The sequence below is a fragment of the Bradyrhizobium sp. USDA 4341 genome (genome assembly GCF_054063755.1).
On record NZ_JBSSGO010000002.1, the window covers coordinates 8179281 to 8195861 of the forward strand.

Below are 16581 nucleotides of genomic sequence, written 5' to 3' on the forward strand. Positions count from 1 at the left end.
ATCACATCTCGGGACACTTCAATTGTTTGGCTTGAAAATGTCCCGCGCCGAATTGAGTAGTTCGTCGGAAAGTGTCGGATCACCTTTTCTCACGGCACGAGACAGCATCATTGCGCCTACTAAGCCACCAAACAAAGCTATAGCTTGTCGCCTTGCTTCCTGTTCGTCTCCATCCATTTGCGCGGCGATCATATCGAGATAGCTTTCAATGCCTTTGGCGAAGGCATTTTGAACCGCTTTCCCATTTCGTGCGGCGTCGACGCACAAGGCTGATGCTGGGCATCCTCCAGATTTAGTGTCGCGATGCGAACGGTTAAGATACTGCTCGACGAACGATGAAAGCGAGTCTTGTCGAGTTTCTCCGGACGCAAGCTTTTCAGATATTCCACGCGTGACAACATCGAATGCAGAAGCAATAGCTTCCGCTGCCAACTCGTCTTTGGATTCAAAGTGGTTGTAGAATCCGCCGTGCGTAAAGCCGGATTCCTTCATAATGTCGGCGACAGCAACATTCGCCATGCCGTGCAAACGGAACATCCGCGACGCAGTATCAACGATGCGATGCCGATTTTCCTTGGCTTGCTCTCTAGTTAAACGCATCCGGTGACGCTCCTTGTAGATCGCTTGACACGATGACAGTGTATCATTAATAATGATGACCATCATCATTATTTGGTGTGCTTATGCAGTTCACGAAATTCGGTCAAACGGGCTTGACGGTCTCTCGTTTGATCCTCGGAACAGGAACCTTCGGAAAGCAAACGGATGAGAAAGAGGCCCACCGAATGCTCGATAGGGCAGCCGAGGCGGGGATCAACTTCATCGATACGGCTGACCTATATCCCCCTGGCGCGGAGGCCGGTGGTGCTGAAATCTTCGCAGGCCGTTGGCTCAGTAATAAACGGGCACGATTTATCCTCGCCACGAAGGGCGGCGGAAAAATGGGACCGGCCGCCTGGGATGCAGGAAGTTCGCGAAAGCACCTGCTCGACGCCGTCGACGCATCCCTGCGCCGCCTGAATACGGATTACGTTGATCTTTACCAACTGCATATGGACGACCCCACTACCCCGATCGACGAGATGGTTGGGGCTATGGATACGATCGTCCGCTCAGGGAAGGCACGTTATATCGGCGTATCAAACTTTCTCGCCTACCGTCTGGCAAAAGCACTGGGACGGCAGGACACGCTGAGGCTAACTCGCTTCGTTTCGGTGCAACCACGTTACAATCTGCTGTTCCGTGAAGTTGAGCGAGAACTGTTCCCATTGGCGCAGGAAGAAGGTCTCGCAGTGATTCCCTTCAATCCTCTCGCCGGGGGGCTTCTGAGCGGCAAATACAAGCACGGCGATACGCCTGAGAAAGGGCGCTTTTCGACCGAGCTCGGCGGATTCGGACAGGCCTATCATGCCCGGTATTGGCACGAGCGTGAGTTCGAAGCAGTCGCTAGAGTTCAGGACATTGCCAAGCAGCATGGAGCGCCAATCACTATCTTGTCGGTCGCTTGGTTGCTGGCAAATCCTACCGTTACTTCCGTCATTCTTGGCGCAAGCCGTGTCGAGCAGCTGACCGACACCCTGGCCGCAGTGGATTACAAGCTAGACGGCGCGTTGAGGACGAGACTGGACGAAGTCAGCATCGAATTCCGCAGGGGCGACGCAGGGAGGTAAGGAAGAGGTGATGCGCGGAAATGAGCCTCTACTCGCTTCTGCCGCTATTCCACGAAACGCAAGTCCAATGATTTTGGGGGCGCGCCGGATGGCGCTCTGGAGAGCACAACGAAAGAGAGGAAGTTCATGTCAATGACGAGTGCACGCGGAGAGAAGAACCAATGACAACCACAAATGCGACGCGGCTGGCTTCGTTGTTCACCGCAATCAATGTCCTGGTCGCGACTGGCTTTACCATTGCGGCGGTCTTCCATCCGGAGGTCGTGGTGCCTCCCGGCTCGACTCCAACGCAGGCAGCCCTCCTATTGGCGATGTACGGGGCGGCGCGCATAATTCCGCTCGCCTTGTTTACATTCGTGGCAATCTATAAACGAGCGATGTCTGCGTTGCTGATCCTGGGCACGCTCGCGGGCGGCATACAAGTGTTGGATGCCGGAATCGGCCTGTTTCAACATGATCCTGGGAAGTTTGCTGGACCGCTCTTCATCGGCGTTATCCAATTCTTCGTGGTGTATCTGCTTTACAGATCCATTCGGATTACGCCGCAAGCGAAACATGGATGAACGCACGCTACGACCCGGCGCTTCCAGGTTCGTTCCAGGTGCGGAGCGAAGCTAATGCTGTACATCTTTCCGCCCCGATCATCCATGCTCGGGGCGAGTGGAGCCTGCGCCAGGTAAATTGGTCGAGTGGATCAGGGTGCAGGGGATGAGCAATGCGCGCGGCCTGATACGTCGAGCACCAAAGTCGGTCGGCGCGCGAGCCATGCGGATCGACTTCCGCAATCTCGACAGCTGACCGATCAAATCGATTGCTCATACGTAGGGACCGATTGCCCAGACTGTTTCCGCCGTCGCATATGTAATCGTGCCGGCGGGGGTTTCGATTGCGGGATTGATAACATCAACGGTATGCCCAACCAGCGGGGCAACCCAAGCGCCGTTAGTGTAAAGCTTGGTGTAGTCTCTCATGAGAGCCCCCTGCGGCTACGCAGGCTATGGCAAGCTGGCCGAGCGTGGCGACGTTCAGCTTGCATTATGCTGGTCCCATAGCGGCATCGATCAGTGGCTTCCGTGGGCCTATCGACCTTAAGACCTCAAAGCCGTGGCGTGAGAACGACGCAGATCCTTGACTGCACCGATCTGCGATCGCTTATCGGTCTTCCCGATCTTGCTTCACTTCAAGAGCCAGCTGATTAAAGAACTCGTCCGCCGCTGCGGTGAGATAAGATTCGGCCGGGCCTGGGGGCGCGTGTTGCTCGTAAAATCTTTTGATATCTTCGCTCCATGCTAAAATGTCTTCTGGCGTCTGATCGCACTCGAGCGCGCGCTCCCGCAGGAGCAAGCGCATCAATTGGATAAGCAATGATACTCGCGAAATGGCGACCAGAATCTCATTCTTGGGTACTTCCATAATCGGCTTTCCTTACAATCAGTGGCTTGTTGAAGATACCAGAACAGCCTGCGATTGCGAGACCCGAAGTATCCATGTGCCGAGGGGATACCCTAAGCGTATCGGTGCTGACATACGCCAGTTTATTCAAAGAGATCGTCCCCTCGCCCGCGACAAGCACCGGAGCCGGGGGACGAAACAGCGCTTACACTTCCGCGACCCCCGTTTTGAGTGATTAAGGGGTTATCAGATCACGCACCGCGTTGGCGACACGCGATCGAACTAGGTGTCTGGTCCCGGAGTGTGGGGGAATCAGCCAAGCTGATCCCTCATTCCGGGAGGGGTTATGGGACAGATACTTCACGGCAGCGCCACGACCACGCACGCCATCCGAGCAGCGATACAGCGATCGAAGGCTCCGCTCAAAGATCTGGCCGCGCAGCACGGTCTTAATCAGAAGACGGTCTCCAAGTGGCGCAAGCGGACCTTTGTTCACGATGCGCCGATGGGTCCGAAGATCGTGCGTTCGACGGTTCTAACGGCAGAGGAGGAGGCGACGGTCGTTGCGTTCCGCAAGCACACGCTGCTGCCTCTCGATGACTGCCTCTACGCTCTGCAGGCGACTATCCCCCATCTGACGCGGTCATCCTTGCACCGTTGCCTGCAACGCCACGGGATTAGCCGCCTGCCCGAGGTCGTCGGTGACAAGCCTGCCAAGCAGCCTTTCAAGGCCTATCCGATCGGCTACTTCCACATCGACATCGCCGAGGTCCGCACCGAGGAGGGCAAGCTCTACCTCTTTGTGGCTGTGGACCGCACCTCGAAGTACGCCTTCGCTCGGCTGATGCAGAAGGCGACGGTTGCCACCGCCAAGGCTTTCCTCAACGACCTGGTCAAGGCCGTCCCCTACAAAATCCACACCGCGCTCACCGACAACGGCATCCAATTCGCCGACCTGCCCAAGAACCGATCAGGTCCAACCGCCACGTGGCGCGGCCATCCTTTCGACCGGACATGCAGGGGGCATGGCATCGAGCATCGTCTCACCAAGCCCAACCATCCCTGGACCAACGGTCAGGTCGAGAGGATGAACCGAACACTGAAGGAGGCAACCGTCCGGCGATACCACTATGAGACCAAGCGCCAACTCGAAGATCACCTCGGCGCCTTCCTGGATGGCTACAACTTCGCCAAGCGGCTGAAGACGCTACGCGGCCTCACACCCTACGAAGCCACATGTACAGCTTGGGCAAACGAGCCAGACCGCTTCCGGCTCGATCCCATCCACTTGACCTCGGGACTGAACAATTGCCGCGAGCTCACTGTGAGGCGGATCTCATCAGGCCATTGGATGGCCCAAGAAAAACCGATCGAGGTCAACGCTCATCTTGCCTCATGGCTAGCCGCCAACGTGGGCTCGAGTTGGCCTTATTCGTGATAGCTGGGTTCGGTACTGTTTTGATGATCAGTTGTCCCGTCGGGAGATGACGTAGACTTGCAAAGAGTTCGCTGGCTCCCGTCTCAGCCCGTGCACGACAGCTACGCTGTCACGGCGCGTCAACGGCCTTCCTGTTGCGCATGTTTTTGTTCAACACGCTGCCGTCCGTGCCCAAGTGCAGCGGCCGGCGGAGATTTAGACCGCTTCGAACCGGTACACTGCCCCGTTACGCTTTATGTATCCTGGTCCGTAATGGCCACCAAAAACCAAGATCGGTTGATCGGCCCATTCGCTAAACAACCTCTTGCGTGTGTCTATCGCAAGCTGCACGTCGCTATCGAAGCCGGTATGCCACTCAGGATGCGCCATTTGGACGGGGTGGTGTGCGATGTCTCCTGCAAGTACCGCTCGTTGCCCTTCCGATTCAATCAATAGGCTAAAATGTCCCGGCGTGTGTCCTGGGGAGGGCATTAGACAGAGTTCCGGAGAGATGCGGTCGTTTGGACCCACTAGGTCAGCCAGCCCGGCGTCGAGGAGCGGCTGCACGCTGTCCGCCATAATCACTTGCTGCTCTTCGTCACCCTCGCGGCGCCAGTGATCGAGCTCGTAGCTGCCAATGAGGTGCCGTGCCTTCGGAAAGGTTGGGACGAACTGTCCGTCCACCAGCATGGTGTTCCAGCCTACATGATCAATGTGCAAATGGGTGTTGATGACCAGATCAACAGTCTCTCGACTTGCGCCTGCGTTTGCCAAGTGCTGCAGGAACGGGGTTGATAGTGGTTGCATGCCTAGCGTGGTTAACAGATGTCGCGGCTTGTCGTTGCCAATGCCGGTGTCGACGATAATCTTCTGTCTTGACGTCTCGACAAGCAACGCATGCACGGACAACGGAATCGCGCCGTCTTCTGTGACGAATTGTGGAATCAGCCAAGGGGTCGGTTTTAGTGTTTTCAACGTGGCCTCCGGAAAGATCGTACCTTCCGGGAACGGGACCACGATTTCGACGACGCGGCTGATCTTCACCGCACCTACCTGCCAACTCGACATGACCGACCTCCCAGTCGAACCACGCGCAGCATTTCTTTGATATGATGCCGTTCGTGTAACCGTACGTATCTCACCTAATTGTTGAGGGGCAAGCGTGTTTAGGTGTGATGTCTTAAAACGTGGCAAATACGACTTGTCGTTGATGTGTCTGCAATCGTGGGAGCCGGGCCGCTCGGTTCGGCTGATGAGCTTGACTGGGTCATGCGTCCGGGCGTCGTCGCTCTGACGCTCGGTGCTTGGAGTGCTCCCGAACAAATCGGCTGCGATTATTTTGACAGAGCGCGGCGTGTTGATGTACCGAGCGAACTGATCAGAGAAGATCGATGCGTTCGGCGTTTAAGGGCCGTCCGGCAGGCTGCCCGGCAAGCGCGTTCGTGTCGTCAGGAACAATCGCGACCGTCCGCTCCCGGTGGACTCTTTGACATCGCTCGATCCGAGGCTCGCCCGCTACTGCTGTTTCACGGCGATAACTAACTTGCCCCTTGTTCGGCCGCGGGCCAAAATATCATAAGCGCTTGGTAGATCGGAGAGGTTGAATACTTGTGTGACGATGGGCTTGATCGTTCCAGCGTCCACCAAAGCGGCGATCTCAGCAAGTTGGCCGCCGTCGGAGCGGGTGAGTGGACCGTGGAATTCGACGCCGCGCTCGGTCGCTAGCGTGCGGAAGGGAAGGTTGTGCTGGGCGATCTTTGCGGCAACGTCCGCTGGTTCGCCGAACTCGAGCCATGCTCGCTCATCCGAAACGCGCCTTAGTCCAACGTAGCGACCACCTGGTCGAATGCTCTTAATCGACGGAACGATAAGGTCACCGCAGACCCCATCATATACGACATCGAACGGGCCGCTGTCTTCAAATCGTTGAGCTGCATAGTCTACCGCGGTGTCGACACCGAGGGATCTAAGAAAATCGAGATTTGCCGCGCTAGCCGTTGCGGTTACTTTAGTGCCGATATGTTTGGCAAGTTGGATGGCGAAGGAGCCGATTCCTCCGGCGCCGGCCTGAATCAGCAGGCTCTCGCCCGTTTTCAAGCGAGCCCGCTCATTGAAACTCTGCCAGGTGGTCAGCGCAACGGTCGGGAGACTCGCGGCCTCCTGATGGCTAACCGTCTTTGGCTTGCGAGCTAGCAGCCTCGGTGGTATCGCAATCCGTTCTGCGTACGCACCATAGACGGAAGGAAGCCGCGCAAACACTTCGTCGCCGGATTTGAACTCCGACCCGCCGGGGGCTTCGAGCACGACCCCGGATATGTCGAATCCCATAATAATCGGATAATTCGCAGGAAGGGCCGCGAACAATCCTTGCCGGATAACCACCTCGACAGGATTCACGCCTGCCGCGTGAACCTCCACCAAAGCCGCGTCGTCTCCGCGCACCGGTTCCGGTAAATCGCCGCACTTCACCACTTCATTGCCGCCGAATCCAGTCAGGAATGCCGCTTTCATGTGAACTCCGTAGCGTTGCGAGTACCAATTGAATTGCGTAACGGCGGTCGTCATCGCGCGTAGTGCCTATCCCGTCCGGCCTGGTCCGCGTTCCCTATGGTACGGGACGGCTGTCGAGTGCGCGCATCCATCGCCGCGGCGCGGAGTTATTAAACCCATTGCGCTGTGATCCGGTTCAACAAATGTGAAGAACGGTTCTTCAGTAAGCGAATGCGGGCGCGGCCGAACTGCTTGGCTCCTGGCGAAAGGCTGCGCGCTTTGAGAAGTGGCAGCGTCCTTCGTGATGTCGGTGCCGTTCCAAGTCATTGGTACGATCAGCGCATGAACGACGAGAAAGCGTTCGGTATCGAGGAAGGGCCCTGCTGGCGACCAATGTGTGGCTCAGCAACCGTGTCCCGGCCCGTGAACCGAGACGTTATCCTGCGTTGGGCGATGTCTGGAAAGGTGGCAAAAACGGCATTCCGATACACGGTCGAGCCTCGTATCGTCGTACCTGCGAGGTGCGCCTCGCATGACCGTTGAACGCGACACAGCAGATGACAGCGATCAATCGACAGGCTGCTTCGCGCCGTGCGAAGCCTCACTAATGGGTTTGAAAATCGCAATTGATCCGATCAACGCTGGAAGGTCATGGTGATCGGGTTGGTGGTCGTCATGGCGTTACCGCCAGACCCGTCATCTAGTCTCGTCCGTATGGTGTTGGACAAATCGCACGTGCTCAACAGCTGGCCCCCTGAGGTTCATCATGAAGATTGCCATTCTGGATGACTATCAAAACGTTGCTCTCGAAATGGCCGACTGGACGGATCTCAAGGGGCGAGCGGAGATCACGGTGTTCAACGATCATATGTCCGACTTCGAGGCGCTGGTGCGCAGGATGGAGCCGTTCGACGTCATCTGCGTCATGCGCGAAAGAACTCCAATTCGGCGCGAACTGATCGCACGGTTACCAAGGCTAAAGCTCGTCGCTTCAACCGCTCCTGGAAATGCCGCGATAGACGTTAATGCCGCCGAAGAACGAGGCATCAAGGTTGTAGGGACGGGCTACCGATCGACTCCCACGATTGAGATGACGTGGGCGCTCATCCTAGCGAGTGTCAGGAATGTCGTCTCCGAGAGCAATTCAGTGCGAAGTGGAGGCTGGCAAGTCGGAGTCGGAGAGGAACTCGAAGGAAAGACGTTGGGGGTCATGGGTCTCGGGCGCGTGGGAGGCGCCGTGGCTCGGATCGGGGCGGCCTTTGGAATGAAGCTGATCGCTTGGAGTCAAAACATGACGGCTCAGGCCGCGGAAGCCGCCGGCGCGAAGCTCGTCTCAAAGGACGCGCTATTCGAACAATCCGATCTGCTTACCATTCATCTTGTGCTCAGCGATCGAACCAGGGGCCTTGTAGGTACTCGCGAGTTGGGCCTGATGAAACCAACGGCGAGATTGATTAACACGTCTCGCGGGCCAATCGTCGACGAGAGTGCGCTAGTCGACGTCCTCAAGCGGCGCAAGATCGGTGGAGCGGTGCTCGATGTCTTCGAACAGGAGCCCCTGCCAGCAGATCATCCACTCAGAAATTTGGACAATGTGTTGGCAACGCCGCACGTGGCCTACGTGGCCAAGGATCTGTATCGAACGTTCTACGGAGATACGGTTAAGAACATCGGTGATTGGTTGGACGCCGATAGATGAGCGGGGGCTGTTGAAAGCCCGCAATCTTGCCGTACCGAGCTCGCTAGCCTGGGTGCTTCCGCTAACCTTGCGGTTCAGTGGCCTCCCTTAGAATAGACGCTAAGAGTCTCTGATGATCAAGTGGCCTGGGAGCCGTTAAATGTCAGTTGGCGAGCAGGGAGACGCGCGGCTCCAATGGGGGCTGCTTATCAAGAAGCGCGGTAGCGCCACGCAAGGCGTGCCCCCCGGTAAGGAGGCGCTCGCGTGGGTGACAAACGCTGTTACGCTGATCACCGGCAAGAGCGAGTCGCTGTTGGTGGACACATTCCTCAGCCGGGCGCACAACGAGGAGCTTGCCGACTGGATTTCGGCCAAGGGCAAGCGCTTAACGCAAATTTATATTACGCACGGGCACCCGGACCATTTCTTTGGTTTGATGATTCTAAAGAAGAGATTTCCGGAAGTGCGAATGGTGGCTCGCCCGAACGTCGTAAGAGCAATGCGTCGTACGATCGAGCCCGAAATCGTGGCAAATTGGCGCCAGCGATGGCCAAATCAGATTCCGGAGCGTCTGATCGTGGCCGATGAGCTCGATGCGGACAACTTTACTCTGGAGGGCCACGATTGTCGCGTAGTCGACACGGGGCATACCGATACTGACGATACAACCGCACTCCATATACCATCGATCGATCTCGTGATTTCAGGCGACGCCGTCTACAATGAAACTCACCCATACCTCGCCGAAACAGATGCGACGGGGTACCAGGAATGGCTCGCCGCGTTGGACAAGATCGAAGCGCTCAATCCCAGGGCGGTCGTCGTCGGACACGGTCCGCTCGACCCGGACAGCAACCCTTCACATATTGAGAAGACCCGAAACTACATTAAGACCTTCGTTTCCCTGACCCGAGCAACAGGTTCGGCGCTTGAGCTCTACCAGCGCATGCTCGAGTTGTATCCCGATAGGATCAATCCCGGATCACTTTGGTCCAGCGCTCGCAAAGCGAAGAGCGCCGTGTGAGAGCAGGCGGATCGATCGGTGAGTCGGGTCACGATTAGTGGGGGCGATGAAAAGCGGGCAAGCTTGTGACGTTGTTCGCGTCCGTGCAGTCGATAAGACGTCTGACCAACGCGAGGCTGGCTAGGAGGGCCCTTGGCGAGATTGTGCACAGGGGGAAGCGTTCTGATATGGCAGCAATGAGCCTTGCGGAGTGCACAAACTGGGACCTCTTTCGTCTCTTTTTCGTTGTCGCGCGGCTGGGGAGCATGAACCGGGCAGCGCACCAGCTCGGTATCAGCCAGCCCACGCTCAGCCGTCGTCTCACTGAGCTCGAACGTGACGTTGGTGCGCCGCTCTTGTTTCGTACTCCGGCTGGCGTGGCGCTGACTCAAGAGGGGGAGGCGCTTCGGCAGTCAACCGTCAACATGATAGGTGCGTTTGAGGCGTTCCAGAAAGAAGTGCGGCAACAGATTGGGACGAGATCGTCGATCGTAAGGATCTCCGCGTCCGAGGGTATGACCAAGCATTGGTTGCTGCCCCGCCTGAAGCCGCTTCGAGAAATAGGAGATGGCGTTCAGTTCGAGATATATTCTACGGCTCATCAGCACAGCCTGGCCTCCGGTGACCTTGATTTTGTGATCAGAATTGGACGGACGGGCGACGATGAGTTGGTGGGGAAGAGAGTAGGACAGATCGCGTTCGGGATTTATGCGTCCCGGGACTATCTAAAGTCACGATCGGCACCGCAATCACTAAGTGATCTAGCCAATCACTGCCTGATCGGACAGACACCCGAGATCCCAAGCCCGCGCCGCGAAGCAGAAGTGGGTCCGGGCTTGATATCTCGGTTTCTTGCCGCCGAAGCTTTAGGTCATGGAGTCAAGGTTTCCCAGGTTGCTGGACAGTTTGCGGCAACTTCCTTGGGACTCGGGTTGGCACTGCTGGCCATTCCATTTGCCGAAGCAGAAGGACTGTTGCGCGTTTTGCCGAGCGAAGTGGCCGCACTCGACGTTTGGCTCTTGCGACGAAAGGAGAGTGATCTGCGAAAGCAGACTAGGCAGGTCCGGCAGTTTCTCGAGCGAGAGCTTAGGGCTTCCAAATACTGGCTCAACGGCAGGCTGGACCAGGACGCGGCGCCTCGGTAGGCAGCATCAAGGTGCCTACCGTTAGCACTGCTCTAGCGTGCCTGAATCCATGCCGGCAGCTTCCAAGGCATCCGCCTCGTCACTAAGCATACGTTGATCTTGGTGGACGAAGGTATTGGCGAAGCTGCCGCTAAGGCCGCCGCTTTATGTTTCATAGAGTGGTCTTCCGTATGCCGCAAAAATGTTGCGGGGTTCTACAGATATTAGCAAGCGCGCTGCGGGTTAGCATCGGACAACTCTGCTATGGATTGGTTATCAAGCGTTGCGGGCGCAATGCACCCTCGCGATGGCCACCGTGGCAGATATTCCAGCGAGCCCGGTTCAGCGCGTCATCGGGGTCATGCCTAGGGCATCCGCTTACTGGACAGTTTCGTCAATCATGACGAGGGAGGCGTTTCGTCGGCTCTCACGAAGCGTTTTGGTAGGCAGCGCTATCAACATGGAGATTGAACATGAGTAGCACGAGCGTTCTCAGTGAGGATAATCCATCGCGAGGACCCAATGGATATTCGTATGACCTGGAAAGAGTTGCTTTCCCATCATGCGGCGTAACGCTGCGCGGAGTGTTTCTTCGTCCCAGAGCGCCGGAGCCGACCGCTGCTATTGCGATTGCGCCCGGGATGACGGGTGTGAAAGAAGGCTCGATCATGAAGTTTGCCGATCATTTCGCGTCAGCCGGGATAGCCGTTCTGGCGTACGATAACATCAATTTTGGCGAGTCCGATGGCGAACCGCGTCAGGAAGCGGATCCCATGCTCCAACGTCGGGGCTATCGGGACGCAATTACATACCTGTCTCTCCGTAACGACATCGACCCGTCTCGGATCGGTGTTTTCGGCACCAGCTACTCCGGCGGTCACGTCCTTGAGGTGGCCGCGCATGATAGGCGGATAAAATGTGTCGTCTCACAAATACCTGCTATTAGTGGATTTGAAGCGTTCCGGCGTGCGGTACGGCCCGATCAGCGACCAGAGTTTCTCAAGATGCTCGATCAGGATCGGGAACGACGCTTTCATGGAGGAGAGCCGGCCACGATAAAGGCGGTTTCGAATGTCGCGTCGGAGCTGTGCATAATGCCGGGCGACGCTGCATATAACTACTTCATAGAACAGGGACGTATTGCTCCACGCTGGCGCAACGAGGTGACTCTACGGTCAGTGGACCTATGGTGGGGCATTGACAACGCCAGCTATACTCCTTGGATATCGCCGACTCCGCTGCTGATGATTGTCTCGTTGGGCGACGAATTGGTGCCGCCGGAGCTTTCGCTCGACGCGTTTAGCCGGGCGAGGGAACCGAAGAAGTTGTTGATGATTCCCGGTGATCATTTCGCTCCGTATTCCGAGCACTTCCCGCATGTCAGCGCGGACGCCACGGAGTGGTTCCTCCGCCATCTTGTAGTGCGCGGAGCGCGAGCGCTTGGCTAAGTTATTGGGTGAGAAAAGGCATGAGAACAGAAAGGGTCTGTTCCGGATTTTCCTCGCATAGAAAGTGACCGGCTTCCACGGCCGAGCCACTTACGTCCGTAGCCCAGGCCTTCCAGGTTTCAAGTGGACTTGCCGCAGCCGAAGCGATGCCTAGAGCTCCCCACGCGACGAAAAGCGGGCAAGCAATTGTCCTTCCGGTCTCGCGATCGGCCTTGTCGTGTTCGAAGTCGGCGTAGGCGCCCGCGCGATAGTCCTCGCAGATCGCGTGAACACGGGCAGGATCTCGTAGTGTGTCGAGATAATGGTGTACCGCCCGAGAATCGAAGCCTTTCGCGAAGGCAGGCCCAAAGAAATCGTCCGTGCTCTTGGAAATCAAAGTCTCTGGGACAGGGTAGGGCTGAGCGAGAAATGTCCAGTGAAATATGCGCAGCGCTGATTGCCGGCTTAGTTGCGCCCAATAGTCATAGGTCGGAAGTATGTCGAGTACCGCCAGACGTGAGAGTCGTTCTGGTTGGTCCAGCGCGAGACGATATCCGACGCGCGCCCCGCGATCATGGCCTAGTAGCGCGAAACGGTTGTGACCCTGCTTCTCCATGACCTCGACCATGACTCCGGCCATTGCGCGCTTTGTGTATGGCGTATGTTCCGCATCAGTCGCCGGTATATCGGAAGAGCCGTAGCCCGGAAGATCAGGAATAACCAATGTGAAGCGTTCAGCAAGTGTGGCGGCGATCCGATGCCACATGACATGGGTCTGCGGATAGCCGTGTAGCAGCAGGAGCGGCGGACCGTTGCCGCCGGTGCGTGCGAAGATGCGTCCCGCCTTCGTTTCGATGGAGCGGGAGTCAAAGCCGGGGAAAAGATCGTTGTGCTGATTCATAGTCGGTTCCAGTGAGGTCGGCGTGTTGTAGAGGTCGAACGTACTGCTCAGCCAACGTCACTAGCGGCTGGGCAATAGTTTCGCGGTCGAATGAAGATCGTAGCAGACTTCGCGATTGCTAGCTCGGCGCCGCGGCTTGTTGTTCTCACAAAGAGCGTGTCGCAGAAGTATCTCATCAGAAAATAAATCTGGCACCTGATCGCCGGCCGCGAGAGATGAAGTGTCTCCGCAGTGGGCCCCAAACTGCCGAGCCTCGTGATGGTCGAAGAGACGACACGTGGACAATGGCGGCAGGCGCGATCACGACCGCTGCATGTGAATCCCTTTCATGTGGATGCAAGAAAGCTCATTTGCGGTAATCCAGCAGAGCTCGCATGCTCGCATTAATAGATGATGACCACAATCCGTTAGCCGCGAGGCAAACTCAGGATAAGGCGGCAACCGTCGGGCGGCCATCGGGGAGACGCGAGCAAAGCCGAGCGGCTTCGCGCCAGTTCAGTCGCGCGTCGTGCGCGGCGACTGCGGACCCCTGTAGAGGCGCTCGAGTAACGCGGCCTCCAACCGGCCCGACGGATGCTTGCGCGGATCACCTGTCCCCGCCACGTGGTGGCGCACGGGTTTGCGGCCGGAGTCTTTGGGAAACATCCGAGGGAGGCGGCGCGGCACTACTTGCGTTGACCGCGATGGTTGTCTCAAATGGTTGCAATTATGGCGTTGGCGATGTGGAGCGCCGAAGTTAGCTTTAGCGAAGGTGCGAAGTCCTCGCGATTTGCGGCGGGACCAGAACCCGCCGTTTGACCGACGCATGGGCGGCCACTTACCGCTCGACGCGAAGCCGAGGCGACGACGACCTGCGCGGCTGCCCCGAGAAGTTCAACAGGAGCAGAAGATGACGCAATCTAGCACCGTCGTCCTGGAACGGTTGAGCCCACATATCGCGAGGGTCGTATTCTCCAACCCTCCCGCGAACCTACTGGTGCCCGATGCCGTCTCGCGGCTGCACGACCTCGTTGTCGCGCTGAGCAACGACCCGGACATCAAGGTCACGCTGTTTACGAGCAGCCTGCCAGAGTTCTTCATCAACCACTTTGATCTCAGTCAAGCCGCGGAATTCCCGGTTTTGCCCGGCGCCAATGCCAAACCGGTTTGGACCGATCTTGTCTTGCGCCTAACCGAGGCCCCGTTCATTAGCATCGCTTCCATCCGGGGCAGGACCCGGGGCGGCGGCAACGAGCTGACGCTTGCGCTCGATCTTCGTTACGCCAGCCGCGAGAAGGCGATCTTCGGTCAGCCCGAGGTCGGCACTGGTATTCTTCCCGGCGGCGGCGGCAGCGAACGATTGCCCCGCTTCGTCGGGCGGGACCGCGCCCTGGAGGCAATCCTGAGCAGCGACGATTATGATGCCGATTTCGCGGAGAAATGGGGATGGGTGACGCGCGCGCTGCCCGACGCCGAGCTTGACGGGTTTGTCGAGAGGCTCGCTACCCGCTTGGCTTCGTTCGACCGACAGGCGCTGGCCGCAGCCAAAGCCCAGATCAATCGGGCATCGCTGCCACCCGATGCCGATCTTCTAGCGGCCTATGGCGAATATCTGGGTTCGCTCGCCTGGCCGAGCTTCAAGGCGCGCACGCTAGCCCTCGGCCGGCGGCTCGGCGGAAAGGGGACCGTCGAAATCGAGCTCAACCTCGGCGCCTATATCGGTGGAGGGGAGAGCTGACAACGGTGGATGCGTATCTCGTCTTAAGGACGGCGAGGATTGCGACCGCTCATGGCGCTGCCGGATCTTCTCGTTGCTACGCCAATGAGAGATCGGTCTCGATCCCGGATACCATTGTGTGCGATTGGTACCGCCACCCAGATTATTTGACGTCCGAAAAGGTGGCACAAATGACGTTCTAGCCGTGACGCCGATAGTTTAGCCTCTGCGGCGATCGACGCGAACGATAAGCAAATAAACAATCGGGGTTGGCTGCACTAATTTGCCGGCGATCTCTCCGCTCCTTGGCATGGTGGTCGACGGCGGCATGGGTGGTTGTTGGGATCGATCGTGGGGGCGGGCTCGATCATTTGTGCCAATATCGTCGAGGGCATTGCAAACGGTCTCTTAGGGGGCGCGGCATTCGTCGCGCTGCCGTTCCTCGCCGTCTTGGTAGGTGATCGTGCTGGCAAGGAGCTGTCTGGTGTCCATCCACGACAAGGCGCAGAAGATGTAGGGGAAGCGAAATGCCGTTAACAATCCTTAAGCGCGGAATAACGATTGCAATCGTCGCGATGCCCTTGGTCAACGGCGGCGCCGCTGCCCAGAAAAAATTCGATACCGGTGCAACAGACGCAGAGATCAAAATCGGCAACACGATGCCGTACAGCGGTCCGGCATCGGCGTACGGCGTGGTAGGCAAGACTGAAGAGGCGTACTTCAAGAAAATCAACGCCGAGGGTGGCATCAACGGTCGCAAGATCAACTTCATTTCCTATGACGACGCGTACAGTCCTCCAAAGACGGTGGAGCAAGTTCGCAGGCTCGTCGAAAGCGATGAAGTTCTTTTGGTCTTCAGTTCGCTGGGGACGCCTAGCAATTCAGCGGTTCACAAATACCTGAACGTCAAGAAGGTGCCGCAGCTGTTCGTCGCCACTGGCGCGACAAAGTGGGGCGACCCGAAGGAATTCCCTTGGACGATGGGCTGGCAGCCAAGTTATCAGAGCGAGGGACGAATCTACGCCAAATTCCTTATGAAGGAGAGGCCCGACGCTAGGATTGCCGTGCTTTATCAGAACGACGACTTTGGCAAGGATATTTTGAAGGGTCTCAAGGACGGTCTCGGCACGAAGGCGGCCTCAATGATTGTCGTCGAGGATGCCTATGAAATATCCGAGCCCACGATCGACGGTCATATTGTCAAGCTGAAGGCCTCCGGTGCCGATGTTTTTGTTAATTTTTCGACACCGAAATTCGCGGCACAGGCGATCAAGAAGATTGCGGAGCTCGGCTGGAAGCCGCAGCAGATTGTTGTCAACGTCAGCGCGTCCGTAGCCAGCGTCATTAAGCCGGCGGGTTTCGAAAACGCGCAGGGGATCATCTCAGCGCAATACACCAAAGATGGAGCTGATCCACTCTGGAAAGACGATCCCGACGTAAAGGAGTTTGTCGCGTTCATGGACAAGTGGTTCCCTGAGGGCAACAAGGCCGACTCCTTGGTGTTGTCTGGATATGCGCTTGCGGAAACCATGGTCCGTGTGCTGCGGCAGTGCGGCGACGATCTCACCCGCGCCAACGTAATGAAACAAGCGGCGAACTTGAAGGACTTCGAGCCTGCAGGCTTGCTGCCCGGCATCAAGATCAACACCAGCGCCACCGATTTTTATCCGATCGAACAGCTCCAGATGATGCGTTTCAAGGGCGAAAGTTGGGAGTTGTTCGGTCCCGTTATCGATGGCGAAGTCGGAGGCTAAACTCGCAACGAGCAGGCTGATGAATCGCT

Annotated in this window: 13 protein-coding genes and 1 pseudogene; 9 read left to right on the forward strand and 5 right to left on the reverse strand. The window is 57.4% G+C overall.

The annotated features are described in order from the left end of the window. Window positions 1-18: 18 nt before the first annotated feature. Entirely contained in the window at window positions 19-669 is a 651-nt protein-coding gene (locus ACVIGB_RS44360; RefSeq protein ID WP_456724556.1) for a TetR/AcrR family transcriptional regulator, read from the reverse strand. Window positions 670-683: 14 nt separating this feature from the next. Here ACVIGB_RS44360 and ACVIGB_RS44365 point away from each other — a divergent pair, with 14 nt between their 5' ends. Further along, window positions 684-1670, forward strand: coding sequence for an aldo/keto reductase (locus ACVIGB_RS44365; protein ID WP_456724555.1), 987 nt, complete (start codon window positions 684-686; stop codon window positions 1668-1670). A 161-nt stretch (window positions 1671-1831) separates the two neighbouring features. After that, on the forward strand, window positions 1832-2233 hold the full coding sequence (locus ACVIGB_RS44370) for a hypothetical protein (RefSeq protein ID WP_456749331.1): 402 nt from the start codon (window positions 1832-1834) through the stop codon (window positions 2231-2233). 589 nt (window positions 2234-2822) lie between these two features. Here ACVIGB_RS44370 and ACVIGB_RS44375 read toward each other — a convergent pair. Next, on the reverse strand, window positions 2823-3083 hold the full coding sequence (locus ACVIGB_RS44375; protein WP_456724553.1) for a hypothetical protein: 261 nt from the start codon (window positions 3081-3083) through the stop codon (window positions 2823-2825). 325 nt (window positions 3084-3408) lie between these two features. On the opposite strand from ACVIGB_RS44375, the pseudogene ACVIGB_RS44380 reads away from it, so the two are divergent. Then, a pseudogene (locus ACVIGB_RS44380) lies at window positions 3409-4368 on the forward strand (IS481 family transposase); the annotation flags it as partial. 327 nt (window positions 4369-4695) lie between these two features. Here ACVIGB_RS44380 and ACVIGB_RS44385 read toward each other — a convergent pair. Further along, entirely contained in the window at window positions 4696-5547 is an 852-nt protein-coding gene (locus tag ACVIGB_RS44385) for an MBL fold metallo-hydrolase (protein WP_456724552.1), read from the reverse strand. 447 nt (window positions 5548-5994) lie between these two features. Further along, window positions 5995-6990, reverse strand: coding sequence for an NADP-dependent oxidoreductase (locus ACVIGB_RS44390; RefSeq protein WP_456724551.1), 996 nt, complete (start codon window positions 6988-6990; stop codon window positions 5995-5997). A gap of 745 nt (window positions 6991-7735) precedes the next feature. Here ACVIGB_RS44390 and ACVIGB_RS44395 point away from each other — a divergent pair. From ACVIGB_RS44395 to ACVIGB_RS44410, 4 genes are all read left to right on the forward strand, one after another. Then, window positions 7736-8668 carry a D-2-hydroxyacid dehydrogenase family protein gene (locus ACVIGB_RS44395; RefSeq protein WP_456724550.1) on the forward strand — a complete coding sequence of 311 codons (933 nt, stop codon included), beginning with the start codon at window positions 7736-7738 and terminating at the stop codon, window positions 8666-8668. A gap of 139 nt (window positions 8669-8807) precedes the next feature. After that, window positions 8808-9671, forward strand: a complete 864-nt coding sequence (locus ACVIGB_RS44400; protein ID WP_456724549.1) for an MBL fold metallo-hydrolase — start codon at window positions 8808-8810, stop codon at window positions 9669-9671. Window positions 9672-9838: 167 nt separating this feature from the next. After that, window positions 9839-10795: a LysR family transcriptional regulator gene (locus ACVIGB_RS44405; protein ID WP_456724548.1), complete on the forward strand. Its 957-nt coding sequence runs from the start codon at window positions 9839-9841 to the stop codon at window positions 10793-10795. Window positions 10796-11247: 452 nt separating this feature from the next. Next, window positions 11248-12222 carry an alpha/beta hydrolase gene (locus ACVIGB_RS44410; RefSeq protein WP_456724547.1) on the forward strand — a complete coding sequence of 325 codons (975 nt, stop codon included), beginning with the start codon at window positions 11248-11250 and terminating at the stop codon, window positions 12220-12222. 1 nt (window position 12223) lies between these two features. Here the strand turns inward: ACVIGB_RS44410 and ACVIGB_RS44415 are convergent, their stop codons facing one another. After that, window positions 12224-13102 (reverse strand): alpha/beta fold hydrolase, encoded by an 879-nt coding sequence (locus tag ACVIGB_RS44415; RefSeq protein ID WP_456724546.1) that lies wholly within the window; start codon window positions 13100-13102, stop codon window positions 12224-12226. A gap of 889 nt (window positions 13103-13991) precedes the next feature. On the opposite strand from ACVIGB_RS44415, the gene ACVIGB_RS44420 reads away from it, so the two are divergent. Both ACVIGB_RS44420 and ACVIGB_RS44425 read left to right on the forward strand, forming a co-directional pair. Further along, window positions 13992-14819, forward strand: a complete 828-nt coding sequence (locus ACVIGB_RS44420; protein WP_456749407.1) for an enoyl-CoA hydratase/isomerase family protein — start codon at window positions 13992-13994, stop codon at window positions 14817-14819. Between the two features lie 554 nt (window positions 14820-15373). Then, window positions 15374-16552: an ABC transporter substrate-binding protein gene (locus ACVIGB_RS44425; RefSeq protein WP_456725278.1), complete on the forward strand. Its 1179-nt coding sequence runs from the start codon at window positions 15374-15376 to the stop codon at window positions 16550-16552. Window positions 16553-16581 lie beyond the last annotated feature (29 nt).

Excerpts from the sequence above, each read along its gene's own strand:
- ACVIGB_RS44405 (WP_456724548.1), top strand. The coding sequence starts at position 9,839 with ATGGCAGCAATGAGCCTTGCGGAGTGCACAAACTGGGACCTCTTTCGT.
- ACVIGB_RS44375 (WP_456724553.1), bottom strand. The coding sequence starts at position 3,083 with ATGGAAGTACCCAAGAATGAGATTCTGGTCGCCATTTCGCGAGTATCA.
- ACVIGB_RS44415 (WP_456724546.1), bottom strand. The coding sequence starts at position 13,102 with ATGAATCAGCACAACGATCTTTTCCCCGGCTTTGACTCCCGCTCCATC.
- ACVIGB_RS44410 (WP_456724547.1), top strand. The coding sequence starts at position 11,248 with ATGAGTAGCACGAGCGTTCTCAGTGAGGATAATCCATCGCGAGGACCC.
- ACVIGB_RS44370 (WP_456749331.1), top strand. The coding sequence starts at position 1,832 with ATGACAACCACAAATGCGACGCGGCTGGCTTCGTTGTTCACCGCAATC.
- ACVIGB_RS44365 (WP_456724555.1), top strand. The coding sequence starts at position 684 with ATGCAGTTCACGAAATTCGGTCAAACGGGCTTGACGGTCTCTCGTTTG.
- ACVIGB_RS44360 (WP_456724556.1), bottom strand. The coding sequence starts at position 669 with ATGATGATGGTCATCATTATTAATGATACACTGTCATCGTGTCAAGCG.
- ACVIGB_RS44390 (WP_456724551.1), bottom strand. The coding sequence starts at position 6,990 with ATGAAAGCGGCATTCCTGACTGGATTCGGCGGCAATGAAGTGGTGAAG.
- ACVIGB_RS44400 (WP_456724549.1), top strand. The coding sequence starts at position 8,808 with ATGTCAGTTGGCGAGCAGGGAGACGCGCGGCTCCAATGGGGGCTGCTT.
- ACVIGB_RS44425 (WP_456725278.1), top strand. The coding sequence starts at position 15,374 with ATGCCCTTGGTCAACGGCGGCGCCGCTGCCCAGAAAAAATTCGATACC.
- ACVIGB_RS44385 (WP_456724552.1), bottom strand. The coding sequence starts at position 5,547 with ATGTCGAGTTGGCAGGTAGGTGCGGTGAAGATCAGCCGCGTCGTCGAA.
- ACVIGB_RS44420 (WP_456749407.1), top strand. The coding sequence starts at position 13,992 with ATGACGCAATCTAGCACCGTCGTCCTGGAACGGTTGAGCCCACATATC.
- ACVIGB_RS44395 (WP_456724550.1), top strand. The coding sequence starts at position 7,736 with ATGAAGATTGCCATTCTGGATGACTATCAAAACGTTGCTCTCGAAATG.